This window comes from Erythrobacter sp. SCSIO 43205 (assembly GCF_019904235.1).
Taxonomy (GTDB): Bacteria; Pseudomonadota; Alphaproteobacteria; order Sphingomonadales; family Sphingomonadaceae; genus Erythrobacter.
Genome location: NZ_CP063202.1, coordinates 1,361,603 through 1,375,629, shown reverse-complemented (window position 1 = coordinate 1,375,629; position 14,027 = coordinate 1,361,603). Strand labels below are relative to the sequence as shown.

General features: G+C 56.4%; 12 protein-coding genes and 2 pseudogenes. 7 read left to right on the top strand and 7 right to left on the bottom strand.

The annotated features are described in order from the left end of the window. Nucleotides 1–35: 35 nt before the first annotated feature. From INR77_RS06365 to INR77_RS06355, 4 genes are all read left to right on the top strand, one after another. Nucleotides 36–1,778, top strand: a complete 1,743-nt coding sequence (locus tag INR77_RS06365; protein ID WP_223073055.1) for a methyl-accepting chemotaxis protein — start codon at nt 36–38, stop codon at nt 1,776–1,778. Nucleotides 1,779–1,912: 134 nt separating this feature from the next. Further along, complete coding sequence (locus INR77_RS06360; RefSeq protein ID WP_223073054.1) at nt 1,913–2,101, top strand: hypothetical protein; 189 nt, start codon at nt 1,913–1,915, stop codon at nt 2,099–2,101. 97 nt (nt 2,102–2,198) lie between these two features. Further along, complete coding sequence (locus INR77_RS15980; RefSeq protein WP_305040812.1) at nt 2,199–2,657, top strand: hypothetical protein; 459 nt, start codon at nt 2,199–2,201, stop codon at nt 2,655–2,657. Further along, on the top strand, nt 2,566–2,928 hold the full coding sequence (locus INR77_RS06355; protein WP_255573968.1) for a DUF3237 family protein: 363 nt from the start codon (nt 2,566–2,568) through the stop codon (nt 2,926–2,928). Before INR77_RS15980 ends, INR77_RS06355 begins: the two co-directional genes overlap by 92 nt. Before the next feature lie 132 nt (nt 2,929–3,060). On the opposite strand, the gene INR77_RS06350 is transcribed toward INR77_RS06355, so the two are convergent. The 4 genes and pseudogenes from INR77_RS06350 to INR77_RS06340 form a co-directional block, all read right to left on the bottom strand. Beyond that, nucleotides 3,061–3,954, bottom strand: coding sequence for an amidohydrolase family protein (locus tag INR77_RS06350; protein WP_305040811.1), 894 nt, complete (start codon nt 3,952–3,954; stop codon nt 3,061–3,063). Then, nucleotides 3,947–4,549, bottom strand: a pseudogene (locus tag INR77_RS15880) (PrpF domain-containing protein); the annotation flags it as partial. The pseudogene INR77_RS15880 and the gene INR77_RS06350, both read right to left, overlap by 8 nt. A gap of 333 nt (nt 4,550–4,882) precedes the next feature. Further along, nucleotides 4,883–5,302 (bottom strand): annotated as a pseudogene (locus INR77_RS15875) (TonB-dependent receptor plug domain-containing protein); the annotation flags it as partial. Nucleotides 5,303–5,711: 409 nt separating this feature from the next. Next, a complete protein-coding gene (locus INR77_RS06340) occupies nt 5,712–6,638 on the bottom strand; it encodes a LysR family transcriptional regulator (protein WP_255573967.1) in 927 nt (308 codons plus the stop codon). Nucleotides 6,639–6,755: 117 nt separating this feature from the next. Between INR77_RS06340 and INR77_RS06335 the strand changes: the two genes are divergently transcribed. The 3 genes from INR77_RS06335 (at nt 6,756) to INR77_RS06325 (ending at nt 8,433) form a co-directional block, all read left to right on the top strand. Then, nucleotides 6,756–7,262 (top strand): cupin domain-containing protein, encoded by a 507-nt coding sequence (locus INR77_RS06335; protein ID WP_370632299.1) that lies wholly within the window; start codon nt 6,756–6,758, stop codon nt 7,260–7,262. Nucleotides 7,263–7,266: 4 nt separating this feature from the next. Then, complete coding sequence (locus INR77_RS06330) at nt 7,267–7,503, top strand: tautomerase family protein (protein ID WP_223073051.1); 237 nt, start codon at nt 7,267–7,269, stop codon at nt 7,501–7,503. 63 nt (nt 7,504–7,566) lie between these two features. After that, a complete protein-coding gene (locus INR77_RS06325; protein ID WP_223073050.1) occupies nt 7,567–8,433 on the top strand; it encodes an aldo/keto reductase in 867 nt (288 codons plus the stop codon). Between the two features lie 151 nt (nt 8,434–8,584). Here INR77_RS06325 and INR77_RS06320 read toward each other — a convergent pair whose 3' ends face one another. The 3 genes from INR77_RS06320 to INR77_RS06310 all read right to left on the bottom strand — a co-directional run bounded on the left by INR77_RS06320 (nt 8,585) and on the right by INR77_RS06310 (nt 13,796). Beyond that, a complete protein-coding gene (locus tag INR77_RS06320) occupies nt 8,585–12,499 on the bottom strand; it encodes a CHAT domain-containing protein (protein ID WP_223073049.1) in 3,915 nt (1,304 codons plus the stop codon). Nucleotides 12,500–12,672: 173 nt separating this feature from the next. Continuing rightward, entirely contained in the window at nt 12,673–13,188 is a 516-nt protein-coding gene (locus INR77_RS06315; RefSeq protein WP_223073048.1) for a helix-turn-helix transcriptional regulator, read from the bottom strand. Beyond that, nucleotides 13,185–13,796, bottom strand: a complete 612-nt coding sequence (locus INR77_RS06310) for a cytochrome b/b6 domain-containing protein (protein ID WP_223073047.1) — start codon at nt 13,794–13,796, stop codon at nt 13,185–13,187. Before INR77_RS06310 ends, INR77_RS06315 begins: the two co-directional genes overlap by 4 nt. Nucleotides 13,797–14,027: the final 231 nt, after the last annotated feature.

Sequence of the window (14,027 nt, the reverse complement as noted above, 5' to 3'; positions counted from 1 at the left end):
TATTCGCAAACACTATCCGGGAGCAGTAGAGCGTGTTGGACAACCTTCGAATTCCGCGCAGGCTGGGCGTGTCGTTCGCAATCCTCATCGGCGCTGCGGCGGTCGTGATGATCTTTTGCGCCGTCAGCCTGATGATGATCTCAAACGTGACGTCACGAAACAATGCAAGTCAGGAAATTCTGGCCGATGTTCTGACGCTTGAGACTTCCCTCTTGCGGCAAAACAGTCAGCTTCGCGGGTTTCTCGTCACGGGTGATGAGCTGTATCTCAAATCCTATTACGAGGGCCGAGACGATTATGATCGCGTATCGCCGCTGCTGGAGAACCTCCTCGAAGACCCCGCTCTTAAATCACTGGTTCGCGAATCGCGTGAAGAAACCCTGAAATGGCGGCGCGATTGGGGCGACAAATATGTTGCGATTGTCAGGTCCGGCGAACGCGCAAGGGCGCAGGAAGAAATCCGCGAGGCGGGCAAGAAGGTGCTCGTGAGCGCTGCTGTACTCCCATTGCGAGAGGTGCGAGACACAATCCAGGCCACCATCACCGAGCAAAGCGAACGTCAGGAAACCGTTGTCACCATGGGTTGGCTGGCTCTGGGATTGGGCGCTGCTGCGATTATCGGGATCGCGCTTTTCCTTGGCCGCTCTCTCACACGTTCGATTGCAAGGCCGGTGGCTCAGATGACGCAGACCATGACTGTGCTCGCCCAAGGCAACACAACGGTCGATATTCAGGGCACTGATCGCCGGGATGAGCTGGGCGAAATGGCGGCGGCTATGCTGGTGTTCCGGAACGCGGCTCAGGAACGCGATAAATCAGTGCGCGAAAGAGAAGAGGCGATGGCAAAAATCGGGCAGAGCCTTGCCGCTGTTGCCAATGCGGACCTTACCGTACGCCTTCACGATATGCCTGACAGTTTCACTGATGTGACCGATGACTTCAACGAAGCCATGCAGCGTCTCAGCCAGGTTATGATCGGGGTCCAGAGCAGTGTGGAGACAATCGACCTTGCTTCGGGCGAAATTCAGCAGGCGACCAATGACCTCGCGAACCGCAGTGAGATCCAGGTGTCTCATCTGCAATCTTCCGCCGATGCGATGAAGCGGCTCAGTTCACAGGTCGAGGAATATGCCGAGATTGCAGCTCAAGTGAGCGCGGCGATGGTCGAGGCTCGCGGCGAAGCCGAGAACGGCGGCGCAGTCGTGGCAAAGGCGATTGCTGCCATGGACGAGGCACAGGCTGCGAGTGCGGAAATCTCGAAGATCAACGAGATGATCGATGCAATCGCGTTTCAGACCAATCTTCTTGCCCTCAATGCAGGGGTAGAAGCAGCGCGCGCAGGGGAAACCGGCAAAGGCTTCTCCGTCGTCGCCTCCGAAGTCCGGGCCCTCGCGCAGCGCTCTCTGGAATCAGCAGGCGCGATCAAGGAGCGGGTGGACACAGTCGCCAAGCACGTTCGCACTGGGGTCGAATTGGTCAATGAAACGGGCGGAGCGCTCGACACGATCATTGGCCGCGTCGCAGCCGTCACCGATTCTGTGACGAACATTGCGAACGGGGCGACTGAGCAATCTCATGCACTCAAGAAGGTCGGACAAGGCATTCACGCGATGGACGATATGACCCAGCAAAACGCAGCCATGGTGGAACAGACCAGCGCAGCGACGACCAACCTTCGTCACGAGGCACGCCAACTCGCCGCTTCGTTCGCCGAGTTCAAGATCGAGAACAGCACTCCCGCCTCGATCAGCAAGGTCGATCTGCGCTTGGCATCTTGATCAAGCAAAGAAGTTTACTGGTTGACACAGATTTGCGACCTTTCGGACGAAAGCTCTATAAAACCGTCCTCAAAGTGAAGTGAAGCAAAGAAATTACAATCATAGTGGACTCTCTTCACAGGAGGGCAACCACGATGAAATTGAAATCTGTACTTTTCACGAGCGCTGTATTGGCGGCTGTTCTTATGCCGGTTGCGGCAACCGCTGACGAGGTTCGCGGCACCGTGGCCGATGCTGACAACACGGTCGCGGTCCGCGCCGCACAAGTGCGTATTATCGAGCTTGACCGCTCGGTCGCAACAAAGCGCGATGGCAGCTTCTAGGCAAAGACTAGGCGGCCTACTGTTTCCGTAGATTGGAAATCCGCAATAAGCGCAACGTCGCTTCAAAAGAAGTGCAAGGCCATAAACTGAGAACCCGATGATTGACCGCGATCCAAACCCGACGTGGATTGATCGCGGCGTGGCATTGCTCGGTGACGCAGCGCACCCGATGTATCCCTCTGGGTCGAACGGTGCGTCACAAGCAATCATCGACGCGCGCACGCTGGGCAAACCGTTCCTGGAACATGGCGTCAATCAAGGCGCGCTCAAAGCGTATGACGACCTTCTGTGTGAGCCTATCGGTCAACTCGCCATGCGCAACCGAGGGTCCGGGCCATTCGGCTTACTTGAATTGGTGGAAGAGCGCTGCGGCGGAGAATTCGATGATATCGAGGATGTCGTACCTGAAGCCGAGCGCCGCGAATTCATGCAAGTCTATCAACGCGCCGCCGGTTTCGCGAAAGATGCGCTCAACGCCTCGCCTCGCACCATCTCCAAAGGTGCAAAGGTCGGGGAAGCAAGGTGCCCCCCGCGCTCGAGTTCTTCACCAAGCTGACCGTCGAGCTGTCGAAGCGGCGGGCGAGCAAGTTCCGCTAGCAGAATATTATATGCGCACCGCGATCCGCCTCGATTGCAGCCACCCCGATTACGATTGGGTGAACCGGGCGCTCTTCGTTTCCTCTGGTGGTAAGGTTGGAACGCAAGTATTGCTCGATGTCTACCACGTGCTTGGAAGCCAGACGGAGAATTACAGCACGCTGCGTATCGTGCAGCTTGCCCGGAAGCTCGACGAGAACAACTCGACAGTCCATCGGACGGACCGATAATAGGTCGCGCCTAATACAGGAGAATGGTGCCGAGCGCTTACCAGGCGATTGTCTTGATCGAACTTGTCTCGCAGCCGATCTCCAAAAACATTGGGCAACAGTTTGCTATTGCGGCCTTAATGAGTTCACCCGTCACTCACATTGCTCAGGCCAGTACAGCTTCATCGGGTTGGTCACGAGCAACTTGCGCTGAAGCTCTTCTGTCGGCGCAATACGCGGGATCATATCGACAAGATGTCCATCGTCCGGAATTTCATCCTGCATATTGGGGTGCGGCCAATCCGTACCCCAGATACAGCGATCGGCGTAGTCCGACACAAGCGGCGCGACTGCGGAAGCGAAGGCATCCCACGGGTCACCCCGCCCGCCTTCTTTGATGGCATCAAGCCGGTCCGGACAGGTCGGTTTGAACCAGATGTCGCTTCGGCTGTCGAGCAAGCTGCGGAACGCGCGCATCTCCGGGCCATCGGGCCCTTGGGAAACGTCAGGCCGACCCATGTGATCGACCACCACCGGAACCGGAACCGCGTCTATGAAAGCGCGCATTTCTTCAAGGATATCCGCCTCGAAGTAAATCACGACATGCCAGTCTTTGGGCAGGCGGCCAGCCACTTCGAGGAATTTGTCCTTCGGCGCGTCATCGACCAGCCGCTTCAAAAAGTTGAAGCGAATGCCACGAATGCCGCCGTCGTGCAGCGCGGCCAGCTCGTTGTCCGCGATTGCCGGATCGACCACTGCCACCCCGCGCGCCTTTCCATCGGACTTGGCAATCGCATCAAGGGTCGCGGCGTTATCGGTTCCATGGCAACTCGCCTGAACGATCACATTGCGCGAAAAGCCCAAGTGATCGCGCAGAGCAAAAAGCATTTCCGGCCCAGCATCCTGAGGCAAGTATTTGGCTTTGGGACTGAAAGAATGCAGCGCCATAGGACCGAAGACATGGCAATGCGCATCTACTGCTCCCGGTGGCGGAGTGAACCGTGGCTTGGTCGGGCTTGAGTGCCAGCTGGTGATTCTGTCAGGCAAAGACTTCTCCATCCATCAGTTTGCGCGCGGTGCGCAGCAGCGCAGCACTCGTAACGGCTCCCCCAGCGTCCGTTTCCAACACGCAGCTCATTTCACCTGTGGGGTGTTCGATACTGAGCGTTTTTCGTTTTCCCTCACCGGTCACTGACACTTCATGCGCAGGCGAACCTGGCACTAAGCAAGCAGTCGCAGCTGTTACAGCGCCAAGCGCACCGATTGAGGCATGCGCCCTGTGCGGAATAAACACTCGCGTCGTTACAGCGCCCGCGTTCCTCGGCGGTGCAACAAGCGTCATCTTGGGAACCGTCTTTTCGCGCACATTCCCGAGATTCATCATGGGCCCCGCAGCCAGCCGGATCGCTTCGATCTTTTCACGGATAGGCGCGAAGCTTTCGCTTTCGAGTTCTTCGCGGCTTTCATAACCTGTTGCGCCGATATCCTCGGCTTTGAAGACCACACAGGGCATTCCATTGTCAATTAAGGTACAGGCCACGCCCTCGACTATATCCATCGCATTACCAGTCGGCAAAAGCGCACCGCAGCTCGAACCAGCAGTATCGCGAAATTCGAGCGGGATTGGCGAGTGTGTGCCAGGCGCAGTGCCGAAGAAGCCGAGCAAAGATCCCGAAACGCCTTTTCCACCAACCTCAGTGTGATCCACCGCAAAACGCGCGTTAAAGCGATTTGATGGCTCAAAAAGCAATTGGGCACGTACCGACTGTGCGTCCAAGTCCGACGTGCCGTCATCATTGAAACCATCACGATCTTGATGGCTCCCAGCCACCCTGAAAGCGACTGTATCAGCCACCGGCAGGTTTACCGCACCCTGAACTGCGAACGCGTCGAAATTTCCGTACGAGCCCTGAACATAGCCACCAATCTCACCTAATTCAGGTTTCTTGGGGATGTAATTGAGCACACCGCCGGTCGCGTTACGACCATATAAAGTGCCCTGAGGTCCTTTAAGTAGCTCAACCCGCTCCATGTCGTAGAAATTGAGGCCAGCTGCAGAGCTGGAACGCCCAAGATAAACGCCATCATAGTTTTGAGCGACACCAGAATCTTGTAGCGAGTTGACCGTTAGTGCACCCACGCCGCGCACAAAAAGGCTTGTCAATGGACCGCCACCTGCATTGGCGCCGAGAGAAGGAGAGATACGACCAAGGTCTTGCGCTGATTCCACGCCTTGGCGGGTAAGCTGGTCGGGCGACAGGGCATCAATTGGCAAAGCCGCGTCCTGCAAAGACTCCTCCCGCCGCTGGGCGGTAACAGTGATTTCACTCAGGCCAGCAGGCTCTCGTGCTGTCTCGTTCTGATTGTCTTGTGCGATTGCAGGTTGCGCAGCCATCGCAATAGCCATTGCCGAGCTGGCCGATAAAAATCTCATCATCGTCTTGTCTCCCATCATGGCTAATCTTGTCGTAGCCTTAGACGACGCCTTCTCACCGTGACACGCACAGGTCCAATTCATACTTCCTCTAGGCATATATCGCTGGCATCGATTGATTAGGCGGGAGCGCCAAGACCAATCGGGACGAAATTCCGACACCGCCGTTCCAGGTATGGAGGTTCGTGCCGCCAAGTGACCATTCAGCGATCTGATTGATCGCAGAGAGAACTGGGAATTAGTCTTGCAGGATCAACTCACGCCTACCTGACCGAACTGTCCGGGAATTAGTGGTGTAGATTTCAGACTAAACAGCGTCCTAGCGGAAAGCATCTTGCAATCTATCAAAGCGCGCCCTCTCATGGCGAGCCTACATCCCCAATGGCCTCAGCTCACGGATAAGATCGACGAGAAGCCGCAACGCCGTAGGAACCTGTCGTCGGCTCGAATAATACATGTGGAACCCTTGGCTCGTAGATGCCCAATCTTCGAAGAGCGGCACCAGATCGCCTCTATCGAAATGTGGCCGAAATACTGCCTCCAAGCCATAGATGACCCCCACTCCAGCGCGGCCGAATTCAACAACAGAATGACTCTCATCCACGCTGATCGGCCCGGGTGTCTCGACGGATATTTCTTCCCCGTCCCGCTCAAACTCCCAGTGGTAAAGTGCATCATTACCAAGGCGAATCCCAACGCAACGATGAGCTGAGAGCTCGTCGGGATGTAAAGGAGTGCCAAACTTCTCAAGATAAGTTGGCGAAGCCGCAGCCAACCAACGCAAACGAGGTGACAGGCGTTGCGCCACCATATCTTCCGGAACTGTCCCGCCGTACCGGATACCCGCATCGAAACCTTTGGCGATTACGTCCACTAGCCGATTGGTTACGCTGACGTCGAGTTGCACCTCAGGATACCGCTCCACGAAAATTGGCATGACCGGTCCCAGCAATAAAGGCGCAGCGTCTTCGAGCACATTGATCCTTACCCGTCCAGCTGGGCTATCGCGTAGACGATCAAGGTTGATCGAGGCATCGGCGATAGTCTGAAGCGGTTCAGCTATGGTCTGAAACAAATCTTCGCCAGCGGCGGTTAGAGTGACACTGCGGGTTGTACGGTTCAACAATCGGACACCGCGGCGCTCTTCAAGAGCCGTGAGTGCGTGGCTCACGGCGGAGGGTGTGACACCCATCTCTTGGGCGGCCTTGCGAAAGCTGCGATGACGCGCAACGGCCATGAAATAGGCGAAGTCGGACAAGTCGGCGCGGCTGATCTGCATCGAACCACCATATCTCATAAGTGAATGAGGTTCACTACTTCATTGCTTTCCAGACCACTTATTTGGAACCAAGGAGCCGCTTATCTCCTTCACATGACGTGGCATCATGCCGATCATGACAAAGGAGATCACCCGATGAAACATCTCGCGACATTGGCCACTGCCGCAACAGCAGCAGCAGCAGTACTGTTGGGTCCCTCCGTGATCAAAGCAAAAGAACGAGGTGAAAACTTGGAAATTTCACGAAAGAACGAGCAAAAGACAATTGAAGGTCCGGAAGAATATTTCACTGGCAAGGCGACCATTTCTGGTCAGTTTGAGCGTGAGGATCCTTCGCGCCTGACCGGAGCCATCGTTCATTTCGAGCCCGGCGCACGGACCGCATGGCACTCACACCCGCTTGGACAGACACTGATTGTAACGGAAGGCGTCGGCTGGACCCAAGTAGAGGGCGAAGAAAAAGTAGAGTTCTACGAAGGGGACATCTTGCTTTGCCCTAAAGACAAAAAACACTGGCACGGCGCTACACCAACCCAAGCGATGACACATATTGCCCTACAGGAAGCGCTGGACGGGACAAACGTAACTTGGATGGAAAAAGTCACCGACGAGCAATACCTCGGCGACGGAGACGAGGGCTAATCCGATGCCGCACATCTCCGTTTCTCTCTGGCCAGGTAAGTCTGCATTACAACACCAAGCATTGAGCGACGCGATCGTCAAAAGCGTGGTTCAGACCCTTGGGTATGGTGAGGACGCAATTTCCGTCGGTTTTGCCGAAGTCGACCCTGCCGACTGGATGGAAAAAGTGTTTCAACCCGAAATCGCAGGGCGCTGGACCACCCTTACGAAGCAGCCGGGCTATGGTCCCGATGTGCCCTAAAACCCCTGAAAAATACCGCCATTACCTCTGCCCCCAGAACCCTGAAAATCAAAAGGACCCCCAATGAGTTTGCAAGAGACATACACCCTGAACAATGGAGTAAAAATTCCGAAGATCGGTTTTGGCACGTGGATGATTGAGGACGACAAGGCCGCGCAAGCCGTAAGCGAAGCGTTGGAAGTAGGCTATCGTCATATTGATACTGCACAGGCGTACGAAAACGAGCGCGGCGTCGGCGAAGGCATTGCCAACAGCTCTGTGCCGCGCGACGAAATCTTCGTCACCACAAAGCTTGTCGCCGAGATCAAATCGTACGACGAAGCTGTAGAGGCGATCGACGGTTCTCTTGAGAAGCTCGGCCTCGACATGATCGACATGATGATCATCCATAGCCCACAGCCGTGGGAAGAGTTTCGCGAAGGCAAACACTTTTTTGAGGGCAATTTGGAAGCTTGGCGCGCACTCGAAGAGGCGCTCAAGGCCGGCAAATTGCGCGCTATCGGTGTTTCCAATTTCGAGCAAGTTGACCTCGCGAATATATTGGACAATTCAGACACGCCTCCTGCGGTGAACCAAGTCTTGGCTCATATCGGTAATACGCCGTTCGACTTGATCGAATATGCGAACGAGAAAAATATCCTGACCGAAGCCTATTCGCCATTTGGTCACGGCGAGATTTTGGAACGTTCGCAAATTTCCGAAATCGCGGCAAAATACGATGTTTCTGTTCCTCAGCTTGCCGTTCGATACCTGCTGCAACTCGGCTTGCTTCCGCTTCCTAAAACGACGACGCGTGATCATATGAAGAACAATGCCGAAGTCGATTTCACTATCAGCGATACTGACTTTGAAGCTTTGAAAGCGCTCGAACCGCTGGAGGACTACGGTGATGCAAGCGACTTCCCGGTCTATGCCAAAAGCCGAAGCTAAATCGACCAAGCGGCGCAGTCGCGCTCACACCTGAAGAAACCTGTCGGGCCGCTCCAGAAGGGAGCGGCCCGCGTTGCACCATACATCAGTGAAATTTAATAACGGAGGGCAGATTTGAAGCCCCGATACGCGCGGTGCGATGCGGTTGCCGCTATTTGCCGGGCTCTCGCGCAACGCTCGTTATGGTAACGAACGGCGCCCACGCACTTGGATGCGCCCAGTCCGGCGTCCAGCCTTTGATCGGCCTTCCGTCCACGTGCCGCCCCGTTCGGATCGCATCCATGGCAAGGCTGAGCGCCTCGCTTCGCGACAGATCGGGCCTGCGCAGACCGATATCGATTGCGGCCAGTATCAGCTCCTTCGTAATCGTGTCGTTCACTTGCCAATGGGTCGCGTAAACAGATCGCGCGCCGGCGAAGATGAACGAACGAGCCAGACCTGAAAGACTGTCAGCGCCGGAAAAGGTCCCTTGAGTGGCTGTGTTGCAGGCAGACAGGATGACAAGTTCGGATGTAAAATCCAGCGCGGCTGCCTCGGACGCGGAGAGAAGCCCGTCATCGTCTGGTGACGATTCATCTGGCGGCGTGAAGACCAGGCCAGCCTCGGCAAATCCTACTCGTGGATCGGGCAAGACGCCGTGAGTGGAAAACAGGATGATCTGCGCGCCGGCAAGATCGGGGTCGCGCTTGACGTTGGCTTCGGTTGCCCTGTCCCTCGTCACAAGCCGCCCGCTCTCTGTGAACAGCGCTCCTACCGCTGATAGCTCGGCCGCTGCTCCTTTGAGGCTTTTCATGCTCATCAGAGCATCGCGATCAGCCATTGTTCCGCCACCGCGCGTTTCAACGAACAGGCTCGCGCCCCGCTTGCCCGGTTCGGCCTCGTCCGAAGGCGGCGCAAGCACAGGGTCGCCATAGCCAACAAAGCCGCTCGCTTGAAAATCGCGGCGCGCCGTTCCGGCGAGATCCGGGACCGACGGCAGATAGGCAAGATCGAATCTGTTCGACAGCCACGGCGCATCGCGGAACACATTACCGCTAGAATCGAAACCGTCGTCCTGTGGCTTTTCGGTCAGAAGAACCGAAAGCGGCAAGGCAGAGATCGCTCCGCTTGTCACCACATAGAGTGTCTCAACCCGGTCGTTGAAACGCCCCGGCTCAAATACATGCGCGACCGGCGCGATGAGCATATTGTAGAGATCGAAAGCAGCGTTACGGTTGAAAGCATAGCCCACCCACTCTTCGACAGCCTCACCGCCGCCCCCACCTCGTGTTTGCACGGCCGCGTTTAAGCCACATTCCACCGGATCAAGGTCGCAACGCAGAAACTCGACCAATATTTCGACTTCTTCAGCCCCGCCCTCGATCCGATGCCAAGCACGCTCACCGATTGGATTATGCTGTGCGGCAAAGACGTAGACATCTTCGCCCACGGTCAGGATCGTCAGCAAGCCCTCGCCTTCGCTGAGCGCTGCTTCGACTTCATTATGGGTGAGCGGCGCAGGGGCGGCAAAGTCATAATAAGCGGGAAATTCGTTCTCGATCTGCTGCGCCAGCTGCGCGTGGCGTTGTTGAACCGCGTCGACATTGCTGTCCGCACTGCTGCCCGCCCCAAGCAGCCGGAACAGCTCGGCACTCAGGGACTGATACTCGCTGACGAGAACACGAAGATCCGGATTGGGCGCGGCGGCGCGCGCGGAGGCCAGAGCGAGCGCCTGTGAGTTGCCGTCGATACGAAGAAGCTGCGCGGCTTCGAATGCCTCGTCAAACCCGTCGCGGCCAAGAACGTTCAGGTTGAAGAGATAATCCGGATCATCCCCGCTTTTACCCTGCTGAGCTTGAGCGAACCGCCAGTTGGCGAGCAGACGGGTTTCGAGTGCATAGCGAAAATCGAGCCCAACTCCTTCGCTCGCCAGGACCCGGCGCTGACGCGCGTCCGCGGTATTGCCACCGGCGCCATCGCGCGCATTCTTGATCTGCCGCTCCGCCATGGATTGCGCGCGAGAGAGGAATATATACGCAAGGTCGGTGTGATCCTTGTCCACCCCGAATGCCGGATCGCGGACCAGCAATCGCGCCCAGCGATCATAGCGTGAAACCATCGCCTGACCGCTTTCATTCGAAGCGAAGTCGGCGCGATTGTTGAGCTGGTCTTTCAAAAACGCATACAATTGACCCGGCTCGGCCCCGCCGCATGCAATCGTCTCCGCTATGATCTGATCGCTGATTTGAGCGGTTCGAAGCAGCAATGACGGGATATAGGGCTCCCCACCGCCGGGTGGAGTGATACGCAAGCTTTGCGCGGCAGCTCTAATCTGCGCTTTTTCGGCTGCGGTTGGGCACATACCCAGGTTCGTGCTCGCTTGCGCCTGATAAAGCAGAGCTTCTGCCACCTGCTCATATTGTTCGAAAGCCGTGTAGAGTTGCAGCGTTTGAGCCCGCGGTCCCCATTTTTCCCAGAATTGATGCCGCGCCCTTTCATCGCGGTCGAGCCGCAACAGACTGTCACGTTCAACCAATATGCGCGCAAAGACGTCTTTTAACGGCTCGCCAGCATTCCATGTTGCCTCCAGAACGGTATCGATTGCGGAGCGCGCGAGGTCGCGTCGCCCCTGCCGCACCAGAGCGATAGCGGCGATAGACTGCGCGCGCAGAGCCAGCGGATGGTTTTCGCCCAACTCTGGAACGATGATGGCACGGGCAGCTTCGGCCTCCTCCTGCGCGGCAAAGGGGCGGAAGTTTTTGAGCATATTGTCGGCGAGATTGATCTTTACTTCCGCGCTCGCGACGCTCTGCGCGCCTGTTCCCTCCCGCGTAAAGCGCAGCAATTCGCGCCAGAACTTTTCAGCAAGGTCGAGATCGCGCGAGGAGCGTTCATTGTGCATGGCGTTGTTGCGGGCGACCATGGCTTCGATGCGGTTGGTGATCGTAAACGGCTCATCAAGGTCAATGCGCCAGCTCAGATGCTCGGTCCCCTCAATTTCAACCTTCAACCAAACCTGTGTCGGCCAGCCCGGTGCCGACAGGCCCAGCACATGATGCTGGTCATAGTAGAGCCGCCGCATATCAAGCGCAGTCCTGACCGCTCCGAACGTTTCGTAGTCGGGATTTATGCGCGCCCCGGCGAGCCTGTATTCGGCTGCGGAAAGCCCGTCATAAGCCAAGCTGTAGGCATCCTTCGCGCCGGCGTAGTCGAGCTTTGATTCAAGAACTCGCGCTTTCGCCCGGTGAAGCACGGCGATGGCGATACGATCTTTCTCAGGGTCGAGCGCCGCCATGGGAGAGCGGGACGTCAAAAGCGCTTCCGCCTCTGCCAGCCTCCCAGCGGCGACGAGATTTTGCACCTGACTGGCAAGCGCAGATGCGAATTGCGCACTCTCATCGCCATAGATCCGCGCAGTGTCGTCAAGGACGCGCGCGCCAAGCGTGGCGGCACCCGCGAAACTGCCCAGAAAATACAATGCGCCCGAACGCGCATTTGCGACCACCAAGGCGATCTTTTCATCATCGGGCTGATGCTGATTGACCCAATTTTCCAGCTCGTCGACCGCTGCACTTTGTTTAAGATGCTGCCCCCTCAAACTGAGCACATCAATCCGGGCAGACCGCAAGGTGACGAATGCACTATCATCGCTATCCAGCCGCCGTGATATTATGGCTTCGGCGCGGTCAAGCGTGGCATCGGCTTCATTGAGAGCCTGCGCGCTGATCAACTCGTTTGCCTGCGCGATCAACAACCTTCCGGTGAAAGGATGTTCGGGTCCGAATGTCGCTTCGGAAAGCTCAATCAGGTCGGCGATCGCGTTCAGCCTGAAAAAAGATCCCTTGGGATCGGAAATGCCGCGAAGCTGCATCCCCATCGCATAGAGTTCAGAACTGGCGGGCATTTTGATGTCGGGCGGAAAGGGCGAAAGCGACTGCACGACTTCGGCAATCTGTGCTTCGTCATAGGTCTGCGCGCGAGCTTTGCTGCTTGGAACAGCGTTCAGCGAGAAAGTCGCCAATGCCGCGAGCGCCATATATGCGAATAACTTGCCCCAAGTCGCCATAGTGCCAGAATGCGAATTCAAGATGCTATTGCAAGGTCAATTTGGCTGGCGGCACTGGAAGCCATGGGGAGATCGACAATGATCGAAAGGTTTGGCGTCACAGAAAATCTGGTAGCGGAGAAGGGGCGCGCCGCCCGCAGCTCTACACGCGGAGCACGATTGCTCAGTCATCTGAAATTTGCTCGCTGATCTCGTCAATCTGGAGCTGAGCCCTGAACAATGAGATCATCGAAAAACAAACTCAGCAATGCATGGCGAGAGGATACCCCGGACTTTGAATAGATCGAAGTCAGCTGCGCTCTCACAGTTCCCTCGGTAACTCCGCGCAAACTCGCTATTTCCGCAACCTCGCAGCCCTTAAGTGCAAAAAGCGCGACTTCTGCTTCCGCTTCGCTCAGCCGCCATTGACGAAACCGCATATCCAACAGTTCAGCTACCGCACCTTGCGCAACAAGCAGGGTTTCTGCATCGCGCCGCGCCTGTTCAATCATACGCTTGGTTTGCCACGCGCCCAAGACGACACCGGCGAGCAGCGCAAAGGCAATGATCACCTCACTGACAATGTGCAGACCCCACTCGCCGTCAACGAGGTCTGCAACAGCATCCATCAGAAAAAATACGGCCGCGATAGCCTGAACGACCACGATGGCAGCGACCGTCGCAATCTGACGGTCGTTGCGCGAAGCGTTAGATTTGGCGGTATCGTTCATTTTCCTCCTGGAAGCATCGAAGTCACTGTCCGTCTGCCACTACGCGCGGTCTCGAACACGACTCCGAGGATATGCAGAAATATGAGCACGTAAAGGAGATTCACCGCGATCTCGTGCGCTTCTTCGAAAACTTCGTCGGCCTCGCTCTCTTCGTATTCCTCCTCGTATTGCTCGCCGGACTGATGCTCGCCTTCCTGCACCACTTCGCTGATGCTTGTCGGAAATGCGATTTTTGGAGGCGGACCTGCCATCGCTATTCCGCTGGCGATTATGACGCTGAGACAGGCCCAAAGTGCGTAAGCCATCAGAGCACCCAAGGGATTATGCGAAACGTGCGGCGCTTTCTTGCTGGCAAGCAAGTCGCCGATGTGCACAAGGGCCTGTCGAGGGCTAGGCGGGAACGATGCGAAGCGAGCCGAAGTGGGTCCAACAAACCCCCAAATCAGCCGTAGAAACAGCAAGCCAGCCAAAAAATAGCCAGCGTAAATGTGCGCAATTGATCCTTCTCCGACAATCAAGGCATTGCAGATGATCAAGCCGGCGACACCCCAATGTGTGAGCTTTACTATTGGGTCCCACCGGCTGCTTTTCGTTTTGCGTTCTTCCATGACTGTTCTCCGCTTGGAAAGGTGGAGAAACAGATGATGGCGAAAGCCGCGAACGTCGATTGGAGTGCAGCTTAATAAGCTGATTTAAGCATGAGCTTATAGCAACCAGTCGAAACCAACGCGGACATCAAGGCAGTCAACCCTTCACAGCGATTGGCTTGGCAACTGCACCAGAAAATATCTTTGAGATTTCTTGGTAGCAGAGGAGGGTCTTGAACCGCTGACAGGCGG